Genomic DNA, 18,155 nt, shown 5'->3' on the forward strand with positions numbered 1-18,155 from the left:
GATGAAGGACGCTATGGGCTGGGAAGGTTTGCTGGTGTTTCCGTTGTTGGGTGTAGCGGCCGGCGTGTTGGCCGGGTTGCTGGGGATAGGCGGGGGCCTGGTGCTGGTTGCGGCGCTGGTGTGGCTGCTGCCGCTGTACGGCATTCCCACCGAAGCGGCGATGCATGCGGCGCTGGCCAGCTCGCTGGCCAGCATTGTGCTGACCGCGGCGTCGTCGGCGTATTCGCATCATCGCCGCGGCAGCGTGATGTGGCCGACGGTGGCATGGATGGTGCCGGGCCTGCTGATCGGCGGCTGGCTGGGCAGCGGGCTGGCGGTGTATCTGGATGATGCGGTGTTGCGCTGGATCGTGGCCGGCTACTGCTTTATCGCCGGCGCCCAGATGGCGTTCGGCAAACCGCGCAACGGCGGCAATGGCGACGCGGTGCCGCCGCCGCGCGGATGGCCGATGAGCGTTGCCGGTTCCGGTATCGGCGCAGTGTCGGCGGTGGTCGGCATCGGCGGCGGCAGCATGACCGTGCCGTTGCTGGTATGGCTGGGAGCGGCGCCGGTGCGCGCGGTGGGCACGTCCAGCGCCTGCGGCGTGGCCATCGGCATCGCCAGCGCAACGGGTTATGCGCTGCATGCGCCGGCCGGCGCGTTGCCGCAGCATGCCTTGGGCTACATCTATTTACCTGCGGCGATAGGCGTGGCGATTACTTCGGTGCTGGCGGCGCCGTACGGCACCCGGCTGGCTCACCGCATCAGCGGCGCCGCGCTGAAGCGGGTGTTTGCGGTGTTCCTGGGGCTGATGGGGCTCAGCATTGTGATAGCCGGGTGAAAGCGTGATGGCAGTTGCCATTCGCTACACGCAACCGTCTTTTGCTTGCCGGTTCTTTACGGGTTGTTTACAAAAGCCGACAGGCCACTGTTGCAGTAGGCAGGGGGAAGGGGCGGTGGCCAACACTACCCATCCATGGAGAGAGAGCCATGAAACTGCGACGCCAACGCTTGGCCATAGCTGTTCACTGTAGTCTGCTGCTTGCCGTTCCTTCGATCGTCCTGGCGCAGGATGCGCCCACCACGCTGGATGCCGTACAGGTCACCGGTACCCGCATCAAGCGCGCCGAACTGGAAGGCCAGGTCCCGGTGCAGACGCTCACCCGCGAGGACATCGAGCGTTCGGGCCTTAACTCGATAGGCGAGGTGCTGCAGGAGCTGACCGGTTCCGGTTCGGCGCTCAACACCAAGTTCAACTCGTCCGGCAACTTCGGCTTCCCGCCCGATGGCGGCGGCGTCGGCGCCGGCTCGGCGCAGGTGGATCTGCGCCACCTGGGTTCCAAGCGCGTGCTGGTGCTGGTCGACGGCATCCGCTGGATCAATGAGGCCTCGGCTTCCGGCGTCGGCGCGGCGACCGACCTCAACACCATCCCGCTGGCCATCGTCGAGCGCATCGAAGTGCTCGAAGACGGCGCCTCGTCGCTGTACGGTTCCGACGCGATTGCCGGCGTGGTCAATATCATCACCCGCCGCGAGTTCGACGGCGGTCAGGTCACGCTGAACTACGGGCAGTTCAGCAAGGGCGACGGCACCCAGCAGGGCATCGACCTGGCCTGGGGCCACAGCACAGAGCGCACCAGCCTGTTCCTGGGCGCCAGCTATACCGACCAGGACCCGGTCTACTCGCGCACCCGCGAACAGTCTCGCTTCCCGACCCCCGGCACCGGGGTGGCGTTCGGCAGTTCGGCCACGCCGTACGGGCGTTTCATCTTTGCCGATCCCAACAGCGGCGAGGTCGTGGATCTGACGCCGAATACCGGCGCAACCAGCCCGGTCTATGACTCATCCCAGACCGGCTGCGACCGCACCGACGATTACCACTGCTTCAGCACCGCCGACCGCTTCAATTTCGCCGAATACAACCTGCTGGTCACCCCGTCCGAGCGCAAGGGTGTGTTCGGCCAGTTCCGCTTCTTCATCAACGACAACCTGCACTGGTACGTCAAGGCGCTGGGCAACCGCCGCGAGTCGACCAACCAGGCCGCGCCGGAACCGTTGTTCCTCGGCCCGGAAGCCGGCACCGGCAATCCGTTGGCCGACAACATCTTCATTTCCGCGCTGAACCCGTACAACCCGTTCGGCTTCGATCTGGATTCGGAAGACAATCTGATCCTGATCGGGCGCCGCCCGGTGGAAGGCGGCGCGCGCGTGTTCGAGCAGAAGGTCGACACGCAGTACTTCAACACCGGCCTGGTCGGCAGTTTCGGCGCCGGCAACCGCACCTGGTTCTGGGACGTCAACGCCGCCTACAGCAAGAACGAGGCCGAGCAGACCAACTACGGCAGCTACAACATCAACAACATCGCGCTGGCCCTGGGCGACCCGGCGGCCTGCGCCGCGGTGGCCGGCTGCGTGCCGCTGAACATCTTCGGCGGGCCCGGCACCATCACCCCGGAGATGCTGGCGTGGATCCAGCCGGTGGTGCGCGACCGCAGCGAGAACAAACTGACCCTGGCCTCGGCCAACCTCAGCGGCGATCTGTTCGACATGCCGGCAGGGCCGCTGGCATTCGCCGCCGGCTACGAATACCGCAAGTACGAAGGCTGGTACCAGCCGGATCCGCTGACCGTGGCCGGCCACTACAACGGCGTGCCGTCGCTGCCGACCGCTGGCGAATACGACGTCAACGAAGTGTTCGTCGAACTGAGCGTGCCCATCTTCGCCAAGTCCGCGCTGGGCGAAAAGCTCGATCTGAGCCTGGCCGGGCGCTATTCGGACTACTCCACCTTCGGCGGCGAGTTCACCCCCAAGTACGGCCTGCGCTGGCAGGTGACCGATGAATTCCTGTTGCGCACCACCTACGCCGAAGGCTTCCGCGCGCCGTCCATCGGCGAGCTGTTCGGCTCGGCGGCGCGCGCGGATCTGCAGATCTCCGACCCCTGCTCGATCGGCCTGGGCGGCACGCCGCCGCGCGGCAACCCGGCCAACTGCGCCGCGTTGGGCGTGCCGAGTGGTTTCCAGCAGCCCAATTCGCAGATTTCGGTGACCACCGGCGGCAACGAACTGCTGGACCCGGAGCGCTCGCGCAGCTTCAGCGCCGGCATGGTGTGGAGCCCCGGCTTTGCCAGCGATGCGTCATGGTCGGATCGGCTGGATCTGGAAGTGACCTTCTACCGGCACAACCTGGAAGGCGCCATCCAGGCCATCGACGCGCAGACCCAACTGGACCTGTGCGTGGAAACGCTGGATCCGCAGTACTGCGACGGCATCACCCGCGCGGCCACCGGCGGCATCAACGGCTTCAACAACCGGCTGGTCAACCTGGGCTACATCAAGACCGACGGCTGGGACGTGGATCTGTTCTGGACGCTGCCGGAAACGGCCGCCGGCCGCTTCAAGCTGGCCTGGCAGAACACCTTCGTGACCCGTTACGAAGCCGTCGGTGCCGGCGGTTCGCGGCAGCCGCGCGAACCGGGTGTGGAAGTCAATGACAGCGCGATCCCGGAGTGGACCTCGACCGCCACGCTGGACTGGAAGCTGGGCAACTGGAATGCCTCGTGGTCGATCCGCCACATCGACGAGCTGACCGAAGACTGCGGCGACGCGGCCGCCTTCCCGGTATGCAGCGACCAGGCCAACGGCACCAATACGCTCGACGCCACCACCTACCACGATGCGCAGGTGGGCTATAAGTTCAACTGGCTGAAAGGCCTGCAACTGACCGCCGGCGTCAACAACCTGTTCGACGAGGATCCGCCGATCTGCCTGTCATGTTCGCTCAACGGCTACGACGCCTCCACCTACGACATCCCGCAAGGACGCTTTTGGTACCTGCGCGCGGACCTGAAGTTCTAGTCCGGGGATGCGGCAAACCGCAGCACGGAAGGAGCCGGCGCAAGCCGGCTTCTTTCTTGGGTACCGTTGATTTTCGACCGAACAAGTTACTTTCCGCTGGCGATAGAACGCAGCGATGCTTTGTTGCACCATGCCACCCAACGTTCTTCCATCCCAGCTACAGTTCATTCCGTCTCCGTCTCCGTCTCCGCCTCTGTCCAGCCAGCCATTGGCATCGAGGGAGAGCATTCCCAATGCTCACCCTGCACAGCGCAATTCTCCAGACGGGATGTTCGCCGGGCGATCCGACCAGGCCGTGCTTGCCGTGCCGATGAACCTTGTGCCCATTCAGGTTTTCCTCTGCCCTGCCATTGTCGAATTCCTGCGGGCCTGATCGTCATGGCTGGGAGGGACTTCCTCGGAACGCAGCGGAGCAAGCCATGCCAGCACTCAAGCGGTTGCAGTGGTCGGTAGACATTGCCGCACCGGCCTCCAGGGTCTACCAGACGTTGGTCGGGCCGCAGAGCTATCGGGAATGGACGTCCGCCTTCGGTGAGGGCCTGTACTTCGAAGGCTCGTGGCAGAAGGGGCAACGGATACGCTTCCTGACTCCGGACGGGCACGGGGTGATTTCGGAGATTGCCGAGAGCCGGCCTAACGAGTTCATCTCGATCCGGCATCTGGGCTACATCGATGACGATGGCGTTGAGGACACCAGTAGCGAAGCGATCCGCGCCTGGGCGCCGGCGTACGAGAACTACACGTTCACGCCAACGCCGCAGGGAACGAGGCTCACGGTGGACCAGGACATGACGGACGATTTCGAGAGCATGCCGGAAGCCTGGCCGAAGGCGTTGGCCAAGCTGAAGGCATTGTGCGAGAACCGCGCGCAGTAGCGCCGGACCCGTCCACGCTGGTGCGGCCTCGCGGCAGGCCGGTCCGGCTTTGCGATGTCGGTCTGCCGCCCAGGTCTGTGTCGCCCGCGGCACAGGCCTTACTCTATGGCGATGGAGCGCAACGCGGATCCATAAAGAAGGGGAGCGAACGTATGGGTTCTCAATCCAGCGGTCAGGCGCGTCACATGGAGGAACAGCGACGGCAGTGGGACAGCGTTGCCGCCGGTTGGAAGAAGTGGTGGCCGGTCATTGAGGCCGGCGCGCAGTACGTAAGCGAGCGCATGCTTGAACTGGCGGAAGTCGCTCCCGGCCAGCGGGTGCTGGACATTGCAACCGGTATTGGCGAACCGGCCTTGTTGGCCGCAAGCCGGGTCGGCCCCGTGGGGAGGGTCGTGGCGACGGATCGGTCGTCGCAGATGCTCGATATCGCCCGGGAAAGAGCGAGCGGACTGGGACTGAGGAATGTGGACTTCATGGAGGCCGATGCCGAGCGACTGGATTTTCCCGACCGCAGCTTCGACGCCGTCCTGTGGCGCTGGGGTTTGACCGATTTGCCGAATCCGCTGGATACGCTGGTCGCGATACGGCGCATGCTGACCCCCGATGGTTCGTTCGTCACTGCCGTTTGGGAAGCCGGGCCACGGGCCCGCCCGCTGGCCAGCCTTGCCGCGGCGGTCGCCCGGGAGATGTTTGATTCGCCGTCGCCGCGAGCGGCGCATCCTCCTCTGCCTGGCTCAGTGGAAAAAGCGCTGCAAGACGGGCTGACCCGTGCCGGGTTTTCGGATGTGCGCGTTGAGGAGATGACGCTGACGCTGGAGTTTCCGTCCGCCGAAGACTGCATCCGGTACCTGATGGAAGTTTCGCCGGCATTTGCCGCTTTGCTTTCCGGCAAGTCGCCGGGGCAGCAGCAACGGTATCGGCAGACACTTGCCGACCGGCTTCGCCAGTACCTGTCGGTCGATGGCGGCATTCGGATTCCCAACGCAACGATCTGTGCGGTGGGGCGGAGATGATGGGGTTGCGCGTCCCGGGGGGCAGGTCTAGTGTTCGTCAATGACTTACGATCAATCCCGCATTGACGAGGCAGTCCTGGCGCTTCTTGCTGCCCATCTCTTCAACACGAACAGCGCATGGAAGGGTTACGACTTCGCTGTCATGAACCGCCTTCACGATGCCGGCTATATCTTCAATCCCGTCGGTAAACAGAAGTCCGTGCAGCTCACCGAGGACGGCATGAAGCGCGGACGTGAGCTTGCAGGCAAACTTTTTGGGGCCGCAGGAGCCGGTGGCTCGGATCGGCATCGCGACGCCTGACAGCCGGTCCAACCGAACTCGCTCCGGAGCTCGGCTTGGGTACTGCTGAAAATCAGGGCAAACGCTGAAAAGGTCGAAGCTCGCCATCCCGGTGGCCATGCATTGGCGGCTTCCGGCCGCGTGCGCAGGCCAGCGGCGCGTTTGCCAGAGGCCTGCCGATTCAGCGCGCTGTATAACCGCCGTCGATGACCAGGGCCGAGCCGGTGACGAACTTGGATTCGTCCGACGCCAGGTAGACCACGCCCCATGCGATGTCGTCCGGTTCGCCCATGCGGCCCAGCGGATGCAGTTCTCCCACCTGGGTGCGGGCGGCGTCCAGATCGGTGGCGCCACTGTCCAGCAGGTGCTGCTTCACCATGGGAGTCCAGATATAGCCGGGATGGATGGAATTGACGCGGATGCCGTCGGCGGCGTACAGCAGGGCATCGGTCTTGGTCATCAGCGTGAGGGCGCCCTTGGAGGCGTGGTAGGGAGGCACATCCGGCGCGCCCACCAGGCCGTAGATCGAGGAAAGATTGATGATGCTGGCGCCGCGGTTGCGGCGCAGGTGCGGGATGGCGTGCTTGACGCAGAAGAACACGCCTTTGACGTTGATGGCCTGAACGAGATCCCATTCCTGTTCGGTGATCTCATGGGTCGGCTTGTTGATGCCGGCGATGCCGGCGTTGTTGACCAGCACATGCAGGCCGCCGTAGTGGTTGGCGACGCCGTCCAGGGCGTTGCGCACGGCGTGTTCGTCGGCAACGTCCACATGCCAGTAGCGGGTCTGCGCGCCTTGCGCGCACAGTTCATCGGCCAGCGCGCGCCCGGGTTCGTCAAGAATGTCGAACAGCGCCAGTCGCGCGCCTTCGTCGGCCAGCCTGCGCGCGCAGGCGTGCCCGATGCCGACCGCCGCTCCGGTGATGACGCAGACTTTGTCCTTTACCCTGTTCATGGTCGTGGCCGTTCGTTCATGGTGCCGGAATGCCAATGGAACGCACCGCGGCGATGGCTTCACCCGGGCGCGGACTCCATGTGTGCACGCGGTTTTCTCATGGCGGGCGGCGCGCCGGGTTGATCCTGGTCAATACTCCGGCTCCGCGGTTTTGCCGTATTCGGACAGGCATGCGAGCCCGGGGCTGGGCGCGCCGCCTTCGCCGTCTTCCCATCGGCTACCGGGCGGGATGGGGCGGTAGGTCATGGGGTGGCTGACGGTGGTGTCGATCCAGGGTTGCATCGCCGCGCACAGTCCGGCCTGGGCGGCCTGGAGCGTTTGCTGCCGGTCGGTCGGACCGAACCGGAGCGATGGCGCCGATGCCGCCGGCTCGCGCATGGCATCGATGCCGTCGGCGGCGTTGTTGGCCAGCATGGCCAGGCGCGGGTGCGAGCCGATAGCGGTCAGTTCGCGGTGGCGTACGCCGTGGCGGATGCCCTCCTCCACCAAGAGTGGCGGCATCCGGCGACGTTGCCAGCGTTCGGCCAGTTGCGCGCGCTCGCAAGGCGCGAGCCGCGAGCCGCGCTCGTCGGCCAGCGCGATGGACGCGCGCAGACTTCCTTCGGCCAGAGCGATGGCCACTTCGCGGGCATGTGCGCGGGCCTCGGCGCTGCGGTAGGGGATGTCCAGGCCGTGCAGCGCGTTGGCCAGTCCAATCACGCCAACAGACAAGGAATCGGACTGGCGCCATGGCGCGAAAAGGGTCGTCGCATTGTCCAACAGCCGCACGGCCAGGCCCGCCGTATCCATGAAGCGGCTTCTGTCGAAGTAGGCCTGCGGCGTGTACGGGGCGATTACGAAGGCGCCGACATTCAGCACTGCCGATGGCGCTCCCGGAGCGTCGATTGCCGCACCGGTGCCTGCGTAGCGCAGCAGGCGCTCGTCGGGCAGCAGCTCCCAGCGGCTGAAAGCGTGCGCAAGATGGTGCGCCAGCAGCGGCGCCAGCGTGCCCTCGACCGCGGCCAGGGCATTGGCCACGCGCCACCAGGTGGCATCGACGGTCAGATCGTGCAGGGTGCCGCCGTCGCGCCAGCGGAACCAGGCGTCCCAGGCGTGCACCGCAACGGGGTCGGTGAACAGGGTCGATGGCAGCACGAGGTTTTCCCCAACAACACTTCAGCAGGCCGCCATGGTGGCGCGCCGCTTCCTTGGCGACTTGACCGCGGTCAACAACCGATGCGCTGTTACACAGCGTTACGCATGGTTACGCGGACAACATTGTGCCGATGAACCTTCGGGCTAGGCTTCAGCGCAGGTTTGGACACTGGAGCAGGCAGCATGTTGGATTCGACACTCGTTCGCGCAAAACCGGCACTGTCGCCGCTGGCGTGGTCAGGCAATGCGCACCACGCCGGCTGCCCCAGCCTTGAGGCGCTGCTTCGGGATCTGCCGCTTCAGCGCCGGCACCTGCGCGCGCGCCAGCATGTGTTCCGCGCCGGGCAGCCCCGGCAATTCCTGTATCTGATACACGCCGGATTCTTCAAGACCAGCCTGATCAGCGAGGACGGACGCGAGAAGATCACCGGCTTCCGGATGCGCGGCGATCTGCTGGGTGTGGATGCGATCGATCTGCCCCGCCACGCCTGCGACGCCATCGCGCTGGACGTGGGCGAGGTATGGGAGATTCCGGTGGCCGAAGTGCAGGACGGCCTGCCGGGGTTCCAGGAGCGTTTGACCGCCGTGCTGGCCAACGAGATCCGGCGCGATTGGAGCTGGATGCTGGCGCTGGGCACCCTGACGGCCGAACAGCGGGTGGTCACGTTCCTGCTGGATCTTTCCGCCCAGCTGGAACGGCTTGGCTTCAGCGCCAGCCGCCTGTTGCTGCGCATGTCGCGGGCGGACCTGGGCAACTTTCTGTCGCTGCAGCTGGAGACGGTGACGCGCGTGCTGTCCAGGCTGCAGGCCAACGGGCTGATCGATGTGGTCCGGCGGGAAATCCGCATCGCCGACCGCGCCGGCCTGCACGCGCTGCTGGCCGGCGTCAACTGATTGCGGCGCAAGAGCTCATGGGCGGGCGGCGGCCTGGTCCAGGCTGCGCCGCACTGCCGCCAGCAACTGCTCGCGCCGGTAGGGTTTGCGCAGCAGTTCGAAGCCATCCCTGCCGTCGTCGCCGGGCGCGTCTTCGTAACCGGAGGTCAGCAGCACGGCCAGCGCAGGATTCAGCTGGCGCGCCGCATGGGCCAACTCCTTGCCGTTCAAGCCTGCGCCGAGCATGACATCGCTGAAAAGCAGCGCGATATCCGCTTCCGATGCCAGCCGGGCCATCGCCCCGTCGGCATCGGCCGCGGTCAGCACCCGGTAGCCGACTGAGCCCAGGAACGCTTCGGCCACGCCGCGGACTTCCGGTTCGTCTTCCACCACCAGCACGGTCTCGCCACCGCCGGTTGACGCGGGCCGCGCCTGCGGCGGCTCGTAGGGGAGCCGGGCCACGGGCAGGTAGAGATCGATGCGCGTACCGTATCCCAGGCGGCTGGCGATCTCCATCTGGCCGCCGCTCTGCTCGATAAAGCCGTAGACCATGCTGAGCCCCAGCCCGCTGCCGCGGCCCAGGCCCTTGGTGGTGTAGAAAGGCTCGATCGCGCGCGCCAGCGTTTCCTGGGTCATGCCCAGGCCGGTGTCGGTCACCGAGAACATCACGTAGTGCCCCGCGCGCAGATGCGGACGCGCGGTGTCGGTACCGATCCAGCGTTCTTCGACGGCGATGCTGATCTCGCCCCCGCGCGGCATCGCATCGCGGGCATTCAGGGCAAGGTTGAGCAGAGCGGCATCCAGCTGCGCTGCATCGGCATAGGCGGCGGGCAGTGTTGCCGGACACTCGACCTTGAGCCGGATCGACTCGCCCAGCGTCCTTTGCAGCATCAGTTCCAGATCCCGCAACAGTTGCGCAGGCGCGATTGCGCTCGGGCTCAACCGTTGCTTGCGGGCGAACGCCAGAAGCTTGGAGGTGAGTTCTGCGCCGCGTTCCACCGAGCGCAGCGCGCTGGCGATCAGCTCCAGCGCCCCCGGTTGCTGCCCGCATTCGGCTTCCAACAGCTGCAGGCTGCCGGACATCACCGTCAGCAGGTTGTTGAAGTCGTGCGCGACGCCGCCGGTCAGCTGTCCTATCGCGTCCAGGCGTTGGGCATGGGCCAGCTGCTCTTCGGTGCGGCGGCGGAGCATCAGCGCGGCAAGCAGATTGGCGACGGATTGCAGCAGGTGCAGCGCGTCGTGATCGAAGCGGCGCGTCTGACCCGACCAGGCCAGCAGCGCGCCCATCGGACGGTCGTGATCGAGCAGCGGCACGACCGCCGCGCTGCCGTGCGCGGTTCGTACGCAGGGAAGATTGCCGGCATCCTGCGCCAGGTCTTCCAGCACCAACGTCTGCGCAGTGGCGACCCGCCATTTCTCCGGGACGTTGGCGGTACCCAGTGGGCACTGCTCCAATCCCACCCCCGCGTGCACTTCCAGTTTCCCGTCCTGGCGCTTGAACAGCACCGCAACGGTCTCCACGCCGATGGCTTCGGCCAACTGCGCGGGAAGGCCGACGATCAACTTGCCTTCATTGGCCGATTCCAGCGCCTGCTGCCCGATCCTGGCCACCAGCGCGTCGTAGCGCGCGCGCGCAAGCGCCTGCCGGGCGCGCTGGGTTTCGGAAATGTCCCGGATCGAGGCCAGGTACTGCATGCCGTCGTCGGTCTGCAGGGGGCTGAGCGCGATCTCGACCGGGAACTGCTCGCCATCCTTCCGCTGCCCCACCAGCGCCATGCCGCCGTCGCCCATGGGGCGGATGCGCGGGGCAGCCATGTAGCCGGAACGGTGCGCGTGATGGCGCCGGCGCACCGCTTCGGGCATCAGCTGTTCGACGGCGACGCCATCCAGTCCTTGCCGCGGGTAGCCGAACAGGCGCTCGGCCTGCTGGTTGGCCAGCACGATGCGGCCGTCCCGGTCGACCACCAGCAGCGCGTCGGGCACGGTTTCGAACAGTTGCGGGAAGAGCACCATCTCAGCGCCTGCCATGGGCAAGCGGCGCAACGCATTTCATCGCGGCGTCCATAACGCGCTCTAGAACCGCCGTACCGGCGCTGCGAACAGATAACCCGCGCCGCGCACCGATTTGATGATGGCCGGTTCGGCCGGATTGGCTTCCAGCTTTCTGCGGAGCCGTCCGATCTGCACGTCGATGGCGCGATCGTAGGGACCGGACTCGCGGCCATGCAGCGCATTCATCAGCTGGTCGCGGCTGAACACCTGGTGCGGGCGTTGCAGCAGGGCCAGCAGCAGCTCGAATTCTCCGGTCGTCAGCGCGACCGGTTGTCCAGAGCGGTCGTGCAACTGTCTGGCCGCCACGTCCAGCTTCAACCCATCGAACTCGAAGCCCTGGCTGTCGCGGCGCTCCGGCGGCGGCGCGACCGGCTGGGCGCGCCGCAGCACCGAGCGGATGCGCGCCAGCAGCTCGCGCAGGTCGAAAGGCTTGGTCACGTAGTCGTCGGCGCCCAGTTCCAGGCCGACAATGCGTTCGACCGGCTCGCCGCGCCCGCTGACGATGATCAGCGGCCCATGCCAGCGCTGGCGAAGCTCGCGCATCAGCGTCAGGCCATCGGCATCGGGCAGGCCCAGATCCAGCAGGATCAGATCGACCTCGCGGCCGCCCAGTACGTGGTGCAACTGGTGCGCGCTTTCGGCCACGCTCACCGACATGCCCTGTCCGCTCAGATAGCGCGACAGCAGGTTGACGATCTCGGCGTCGTCCTCCACCACCAGAACATGAGGTAGCCCGGATCCGGCGGAAGGCGACGGGGGTGCTGGGGCATGCATGCGCGATACCGTAGCAGGCCGCGTCCAACCGTTCTAGTGTGGTGTCCCGCAAATAGCTTGCTTGTATGGCGCAGTGGATTGGCCCCCGAGACAAGGCGCGAGGAGGAGGCATAGCGGGACTATGGTGACGACGAGCAACGCAGGATCGGGGGCCAGGACCAAGTCAGATGAGTAAGTTATTTGCGGGACACCACACTAGCTTGGCGGGCCGCCGAAAAAATGCTTTGCGGGCATCGCCAAGACCGGCGGCGACCTGAAAGAGGCGCAGGACGCGGGGTTTTCTGCAAGCTGCCAGAGTTGCGCCACGGCGTCCGCGCGCTCAGCGCAGCGCGCGCTCGGGCACATCGATGTTCATCGCCAGGGCCAGGTGATCGGAGTTGGCCGCGGGCAGGGCGCGGGCGTCGTGGGTGGCCAGGTCGGCGCTGACCAGGATGTGGTCGATGGCGCGTTGCGGGCGCCAGCTGGGGAACGTGGGGACGCAGAACTGCGGCGGCAGCAGGCGGGTGTGCTTGTACAGCGTTTCCATTTCCGGCCGGTCGGGCAGGCAGTTGAAGTCGCCCATCAGCACCGCATTGGGGTGATCGGACAGCAGTTCGGCGATGAAGGCCAGCTGCGCGCGCCGCGAGTTGGCGCCCAGCGACAGGTGCGCCACCGCAACGGTCAGGCCTTCGCGGCCGTCGCCGAAACGCGCCATCAGCACGCCGCGGCCGCTGATGCGGCCGGGCAGCGCGTGGTCGCTGACTTCCACCGGTTCCAGCCGGCTGAGCAGGCCGTTGGCGCTGCCGGCCACCCGCGCCACATTGCGGTTGGGCTGGTGGCTCCAGTAATCGAAACCGGCGCGCTCGGCCAGGTAATGGGTCTGGTTGGTGAAGCCCGAGCGCAGGCTGCCGGGGTCGGCTTCCTGCAGGCCGACGATGTCGTGCTCGCCGGCCATGGCCGCAATCGTGTCCAGGCTGCCGCGCTTGTTGCCGGCCGGCAGCGCATGCGACCAGCTGCGGGTCACATAGTCGCTGTAGCGGCGGGTGCTGGAGCCGGCCTGGATGTTGGCGCTCAGCAGCCGCAGCCGGCGGATGCCGGACGTCGTGCTCATTGGCGGAAGCGGCTTACTGCGCCGAGCGCTCCTGCGCGATCAGATGCTCAACCGTGTTGAGCATCTTCTCATAGCCGCCGGTCTCGCCGACCGACACGGTGTACTTGCCGTTGACCACCAGCGTCGGTGTGCTCTCGATCCGGCTGGCCACCGCGAAGCTCTTGCCGCGGCCGAGCTTGGCTTCCAGTCCGAAGCTGTTGTAGGTGCTGATGAAGGTCTTGGCGTCGACGCCGTACTTGGCGTAGAACTGGCCGAACTGCTCCGGGGTCACGCCCTGCACCGGCAGGCTGCGCTGCACATGCACGGCGTTGAACATGGCGTCGTGGGTCTTGTCGACCACGCCCATCGACTCGGCCGCCCAGTAGGCGCGCGCGTACGGCACCCAGTAGCCGCCGAAGGCGGCCGGCACCGGGGTGAAGCGCACATCGGCCGGCAGCCTGCGCTTCCACGACTTGACCACCGGTTCGAACTGCGCACAGCCGCCGCAGGTGTAACCGAACACCTCGACCACTTCGATCTTGCCGTTGAGCGGCGCGAACGGCTGGCCGTTCTGGATCACGGTGTAGTCCACGCCCGGCACCGGCGCCGGGCCGCTGGGCGGAGCGATGGCGGCCGCGGGCGCGGCCGGCTCGGCGGCGGCTTCATCGGCGGTCGCTGCCGGCGTTTCGCTGTCGGCAGCCGGTTCGGCAGGCGCCGTCGTTGCCGGTGCCGCCGTTTCGGCGGCCGGCGCCGCGGCTTCGGGCGCTTCGTTGGGTTTGCTGCAGGCGGCCATCAGCGGCAGCAGCAGCGACAGGGTCAGGACCAGACGTAGATTCATCGCTCAAACTCCAACGGGGTCAAAGGGGGTAGATATACGGCATCGGGCCGGCAACGGGGCATTCTCGGTGCCCGCCCACCGGCATACCGTGACCGGCCGTCACTTTCGTGCGGCGCGCTCGCGGGCAATCAGGTAGTCGGCAATCCGCAGCGCATCCGCAAAACCATGCCCGATCACGCGGTACTTGCCGTTGACGATCAGGGTCGGGGTGCCTTCGACACCGGCGGCGGCGGCGAACTCGCGCGAACGTTCCAGCCTGGCGTCGGTTTCAGGACTGCGCATGGCATCGGCGAAACGCTGGCGATCGGCGCCGTAGCCGGCATAGAAGCTGGCGATTTCTTCGACCGAGGCGTTCTGGATAGGCAGCGCGTGCTGCTGGTGCAGGGCCTTGAACATCGCCGCGTGGGTCTTGTCCAGCAGGCCCAGCGACTCGGCCGCGTAGTAGGCGCGGGCGTACGGCATCCAGTAGCCGCCGAAGGCCGCCGGCAGCGGGGTGAAGCGCACGTAGGACGGCTGCTTGCGCTTCCAGGCGCTGACCGCCGGTTCGAAGTTGGCGCAATGGATGCAGGTATAGCCGAAGACTTCGACCACCTCGACCTTGCCGTTGAGCGGGGCGAGCGGTTGCCCGCCGGGGATCTCGACATAGTCCACGCCTGCCACCGGGGTGGCGGGCGCGGCCACGGCCAGCACCGGCAGCAAGGCCAACAGCAGCAGCAACAGGCGGGATTTCATCGCCGAATCTCCGGATGCAAAAAGAAACGCCGGCCATCATCGGGCCGGCGCAATGAACTGTGAACCATCGACCGCGCGCGGCCGCCAAAGTTCACGACTTCGGTGCGGCCTGCGCCACGGCCTCGTCGTCGGCACGGTCGTGCAGGCCCTGGATGTAGCTGGCCAGCGCCTGAATTTCCTGCTCGGTCAGCGGCTTGGCGACCGTGGCCATGATCTTGAACAGCGCCGGATCCTTCTCCGACGTGGTGCCGGCCTGGTACTCCTGCAGCCGGCGCACGGTGTAGTCCTGCATCTGGCCGCCGATGTGCGGATAGGCCGGGCCGGGGTTGCCGGCGCCGGCGGGGCCGTGGCAGGCCAGGCAGGCCGGGACGCCGCGCGCGGCGTCGCCGCTGCGGTACAGCTGCTGGCCGACTTCGTAGAACTTCATGCCCTTGTACGGGCCATCGGCAATCTCGCCGTCGTCGGCCAGGCCGGCGCCGGCCTTCTGGGTGGCGAAATAGGCGCCAACGTCGCGCATGTCCTGTGCGCTCAGGGTCTGCGCGAACGGCACCATCACCGCGGCCAGCCCGGTGCTGCGCTCGCCGGAGGCGAACAGCGCCAGCTGGCGGGCGATATAACGTTCGCTCTGGCCGGCAATGCGCGGGTACTGCGGATCGCTGGGATTGCCGTCGGCGCCATGGCAGGCGGCGCAGGCGGCGGCCTTGCCCTGGCCGGCTTCGGCGTCGCCCCAGGCGGTCTTGGTCAGGTCCACGGCATCCAGCGACGCCGTTTCCACCGGGGCGTTTTCCGGCAGCGGATTGACCGTGGTCTGTGCAAATGCGACCGCCCCGACGGCCACAATGGCCAGTCCGGCAAATCCCATGACGCGAGCGTGGCGCATGCTAAAGCTCCGTAAACCTTGACGAAGCGGCGCCGAATGGCAGCCGCGAAACCGGCCAATTATCGTCGCGACGGGCCTCGGCGGTCAATTCGGCGCAGGCCGGACGGGTCGCCGCGTTGCCCAGGCGACCCATCGCCGCACCGGGCGTGCCATGCTAGGGCCTGTTAGCGCTATTGGGGTAAGTCACGTTGTTCTCCAGCGCTTGCCAGGTGGTTGTGCGCGGCGCAGCGACAGGCTGGTGGCCTGTTCAAGCCGCGCGCGGCCGCCTGGCAAGCGCTGGAGAACAACCCGGAGGGCCGCCACTGCGTGCGCACGTTACCGCGTCATCACTCGGGCATGTATCGACATACATTTCCTCATTCTTCCTTGTCCCGTACGCACGCAATGGCGGCGTGACCTACCCCAATAGCATTAACAGGCCCTAGGCGATGTCCAATCCGCTCAATTCCGCCCATTACCTGCTTTCGGCCCACAACGCCCGCCAGCTTCCGCCCGATACCGGCGTGGAGGTCGCGTTCGCCGGCCGCTCCAACGCCGGCAAATCCAGTGCGTTGAACGCGCTGGCCGGCCACAACGCGCTGGCGCGGGTGTCCAAGACTCCCGGCCGCACCCAGCAACTGGTGTTCTTCCAGGTGCAACCGGAGCGGTACATGGTGGACCTGCCCGGCTACGGCTACGCCAAGGTGCCGCACGAACTGCAGGCGCACTGGCAGGCGTTCCTGGATCAGTACTTCCGCAGTCGCGAGGCGTTGCGCGGATTGGTGGTGGTGATGGATATCCGCCATCCGCTGAAGGACTACGACCGGCAGATGCTCGGCTACGCCGTGCAGCGCGGGCTGCCCGCGCATGCGTTGCTGACCAAGGCCGACAAACTGGGCCGCGGCCAGCAGGCCAACACGCTGCAGGCGGTGAGGAAGGAGCTGTTCTCGGCCTTCGGCGACACCGTCAGCGTGCAGACCTTCTCCGGCGAGTCCAAGCAGGGCGTGGAAGAAGCGCGCAAGGTGGTTGCCGACTGGTTGGGCCTGCTGCCTTCTGCGGCGTCCGCCAAGCGCCTGATGGAATAGATCATTCCCTGTAGGAGCGACGTGAGTCGCGATAGGGCTTTACCGGCGCAGCCTCATCGCGACTCACGTCGCTCCTACGGCAGACATGGCTTGGGGTGGAATGCTCGCTGCCGGTGGAACACTGTAGGCAGGCCGGCAGAGCGCTGCGCGGCCGGGCGGCGGGCTATAGTGCCGACCTTGCGGTGCGGGCCCTGCGGCCCCACATCGCCGTCCTTCCTTCCGCGCGAGCCAGCCCTTGTCCAGCCCCAGCCATGCCGCCGAAACGATCGTCACCGACCGCGCGCAGTTGGTGCAGTACATCGCCTCCGGCGAAAAGGCCAAGGCCGACTGGCGCATCGGCACCGAGCACGAAAAGTTCGGTTTCCGCCTGGACGACCTGCGTCCCCCCACCTTCGACGGCGACCGCGGCATCGAGGCCTTGCTGAAAGGCCTGACCCGGTTCGGCTGGGAAGCCATCGAAGAGAAGAACCGGGTGATCGCTCTGTCCAAGGACGGCGCCTCGGTCACGCTGGAACCGGCCGGGCAGCTGGAACTTTCCGGCGCGGCGCTGGAAAACATCCACCAGACCTGCGTGGAAGTCGGCAGCCACCTGAAGGAAGTCAAACAGGTGGCCGACGAGCTGCAACTGGGCTTTCTCGGCATGGGCTTCCAGCCCAAATGGCGGCGCGACGAAATGCCATGGATGCCCAAGGGCCGCTACCGGATCATGAAGAACTACATGCCCAAGGTCGGCCAGCTGGGCCTGGACATGATGACCCGCACCTGCACCGTGCAGGTCAACCTGGATTTTTCCAGCGAAGCGGACATGATCAGGAAGTTCCGCGTGTCGCTGGCGCTGCAGCCCATCGCCACCGCGCTGTTCGCCGATTCGCCGTTCACCGAAGGCAAGCCCAACGGTTACCTGAGCTACCGTTCGCACATCTGGACCGACACCGACCCCGACCGTACCGGCATGCTCGACTTCGTGTTCGAGGACGGCTTCGGCTACGAGCGTTATGTCGACTACCTGCTCGACGTGCCGATGTATTTTTCCTACCGCGACGGCATCTATCACGATGCCAGCGGGCAGAGCTTCCGCGATTTCATGCAGGGCCGGTTGCCGGCGCTGCCGGGCGCATTGCCGACGATGGCCGACTGGTCCGATCACATGACCACCGCGTTCCCGGAAGTGCGGATGAAGAAATTCCTGGAGATGCGCGGCGCCGACGGCGGCCCGTGGAATCGCCTGTGCGCCTTGCCGGCGTTCTGGGTGGGCCTGTTGTACGACGATGCCGCGCTGGATGCGGCCTGGGACCTGGTCAAGGATTTCAGTCTGGTCGAACGGCACGCGCTCAGGGACGGCGTGCCGAGGCACGCCCTGCGACTGCCGTTCCGCAACGGAAGCGTGCGCGATCTGGCGGTCGAAGCGATCAAGATCGCCATCGCCGGCCTGCGCCGCCGCGCCGTGCTCAACAGCAAGGGCGTCGACGAAAGCGGCTTCCTGGACACGCTGGTCGAGATCGTCGAGGCCAACCAGACGCCGGCCGAACACAAGCTGGCCTTGTTCAATGGCCCGTGGCAGGGCGACATCGATCGCGTGTTCCGCGAGTTCGCTTACTGATCAGGCAGTCGATGCAGGCGTTGTGCGGGGCGTTTCCGGTGCGCCCGTTTACCGCGCACGCTTGATTCCGTCGCTCAGGCCCAGCGCGCGCGGCTATCCAGTGCATAGCCCGCTCCGGGCGGGGCAGGCTCGGCGCGGGAATGACCGGGCGCAAACGCCTGGAACAAGATGCTGCGGAGTTT

General features: G+C 66.5%; 16 protein-coding genes. 8 read left to right on the top strand and 8 right to left on the bottom strand.

Annotated elements, in window-relative coordinates; genetic code table 11:
* Position 1 precedes the first annotated feature (1 nt).
* From CRO39_RS14865 to CRO39_RS14885, 5 genes are all read left to right on the top strand, one after another.
* Complete coding sequence (locus CRO39_RS14865; protein ID WP_238394621.1) at positions 2–820, top strand: sulfite exporter TauE/SafE family protein; 819 nt, start codon at positions 2–4, stop codon at positions 818–820.
* Between the two features lie 149 nt (positions 821–969).
* Entirely contained in the window at positions 970–3,834 is a 2,865-nt protein-coding gene (locus CRO39_RS14870) for a TonB-dependent receptor (protein WP_097122736.1), read from the top strand.
* Positions 3,835–4,253: 419 nt separating this feature from the next.
* Complete coding sequence (locus CRO39_RS14875) at positions 4,254–4,709, top strand: SRPBCC family protein (RefSeq protein WP_097122737.1); 456 nt, start codon at positions 4,254–4,256, stop codon at positions 4,707–4,709.
* Positions 4,710–4,861: 152 nt separating this feature from the next.
* Complete coding sequence (locus CRO39_RS14880) at positions 4,862–5,722, top strand: class I SAM-dependent methyltransferase (protein WP_097122738.1); 861 nt, start codon at positions 4,862–4,864, stop codon at positions 5,720–5,722.
* 40 nt (positions 5,723–5,762) lie between these two features.
* Positions 5,763–6,023, top strand: coding sequence for a DUF6429 family protein (locus CRO39_RS14885; protein WP_097122739.1), 261 nt, complete (start codon positions 5,763–5,765; stop codon positions 6,021–6,023).
* 160 nt (positions 6,024–6,183) lie between these two features.
* Here CRO39_RS14885 and CRO39_RS14890 read toward each other — a convergent pair whose 3' ends face one another.
* Both CRO39_RS14890 and CRO39_RS14895 read right to left on the bottom strand, forming a co-directional pair.
* The gene (locus tag CRO39_RS14890) at positions 6,184–6,957 is read right to left on the bottom strand and encodes an SDR family NAD(P)-dependent oxidoreductase (protein ID WP_097122740.1); all 774 of its coding nucleotides are present in this window, start codon (positions 6,955–6,957) and stop codon (positions 6,184–6,186) included.
* 129 nt (positions 6,958–7,086) lie between these two features.
* Positions 7,087–8,091 (bottom strand): glycyl radical enzyme family protein, encoded by a 1,005-nt coding sequence (locus tag CRO39_RS14895; protein ID WP_097122741.1) that lies wholly within the window; start codon positions 8,089–8,091, stop codon positions 7,087–7,089.
* A gap of 183 nt (positions 8,092–8,274) precedes the next feature.
* Between CRO39_RS14895 and CRO39_RS14900 the strand changes: the two genes are divergently transcribed.
* Positions 8,275–8,985 (top strand): helix-turn-helix domain-containing protein, encoded by a 711-nt coding sequence (locus CRO39_RS14900; protein WP_097122742.1) that lies wholly within the window; start codon positions 8,275–8,277, stop codon positions 8,983–8,985.
* A gap of 15 nt (positions 8,986–9,000) precedes the next feature.
* On the opposite strand, the gene CRO39_RS14905 is transcribed toward CRO39_RS14900, so the two are convergent.
* The 6 genes from CRO39_RS14905 to CRO39_RS14930 form a co-directional block, all read right to left on the bottom strand.
* Positions 9,001–10,992, bottom strand: coding sequence for a PAS domain S-box protein (locus CRO39_RS14905; protein ID WP_097122743.1), 1,992 nt, complete (start codon positions 10,990–10,992; stop codon positions 9,001–9,003).
* Positions 10,993–11,037: 45 nt separating this feature from the next.
* Positions 11,038–11,733 (bottom strand): response regulator, encoded by a 696-nt coding sequence (locus CRO39_RS14910; RefSeq protein WP_238394622.1) that lies wholly within the window; start codon positions 11,731–11,733, stop codon positions 11,038–11,040.
* 376 nt (positions 11,734–12,109) lie between these two features.
* Positions 12,110–12,880 carry an endonuclease/exonuclease/phosphatase family protein gene (locus CRO39_RS14915; RefSeq protein ID WP_097122745.1) on the bottom strand — a complete coding sequence of 257 codons (771 nt, stop codon included), beginning with the start codon at positions 12,878–12,880 and terminating at the stop codon, positions 12,110–12,112.
* A 13-nt stretch (positions 12,881–12,893) separates the two neighbouring features.
* Positions 12,894–13,697 carry a thiol:disulfide interchange protein DsbA/DsbL gene (locus CRO39_RS14920; RefSeq protein ID WP_097122746.1) on the bottom strand — a complete coding sequence of 268 codons (804 nt, stop codon included), beginning with the start codon at positions 13,695–13,697 and terminating at the stop codon, positions 12,894–12,896.
* A gap of 99 nt (positions 13,698–13,796) precedes the next feature.
* Positions 13,797–14,429: a thiol:disulfide interchange protein DsbA/DsbL gene (locus tag CRO39_RS14925; RefSeq protein WP_097122747.1), complete on the bottom strand. Its 633-nt coding sequence runs from the start codon at positions 14,427–14,429 to the stop codon at positions 13,797–13,799.
* 91 nt (positions 14,430–14,520) lie between these two features.
* Complete coding sequence (locus CRO39_RS14930) at positions 14,521–15,309, bottom strand: c-type cytochrome (protein ID WP_097122748.1); 789 nt, start codon at positions 15,307–15,309, stop codon at positions 14,521–14,523.
* A 428-nt stretch (positions 15,310–15,737) separates the two neighbouring features.
* On the opposite strand from CRO39_RS14930, the gene yihA reads away from it, so the two are divergent.
* Positions 15,738–16,373, top strand: coding sequence for a ribosome biogenesis GTP-binding protein YihA/YsxC (gene yihA / locus CRO39_RS14935; RefSeq protein WP_097122749.1), 636 nt, complete (start codon positions 15,738–15,740; stop codon positions 16,371–16,373).
* Between the two features lie 235 nt (positions 16,374–16,608).
* The gene (locus tag CRO39_RS14940) at positions 16,609–17,973 is read left to right on the top strand and encodes a glutamate--cysteine ligase (RefSeq protein ID WP_097122750.1); all 1,365 of its coding nucleotides are present in this window, start codon (positions 16,609–16,611) and stop codon (positions 17,971–17,973) included.
* Positions 17,974–18,155 lie beyond the last annotated feature (182 nt).

Origin of the sequence: Pseudoxanthomonas wuyuanensis (genome assembly GCF_900215535.1) — a bacterium.
Taxonomy (GTDB): domain Bacteria; phylum Pseudomonadota; class Gammaproteobacteria; order Xanthomonadales; family Xanthomonadaceae; genus Pseudoxanthomonas_A; species Pseudoxanthomonas_A wuyuanensis.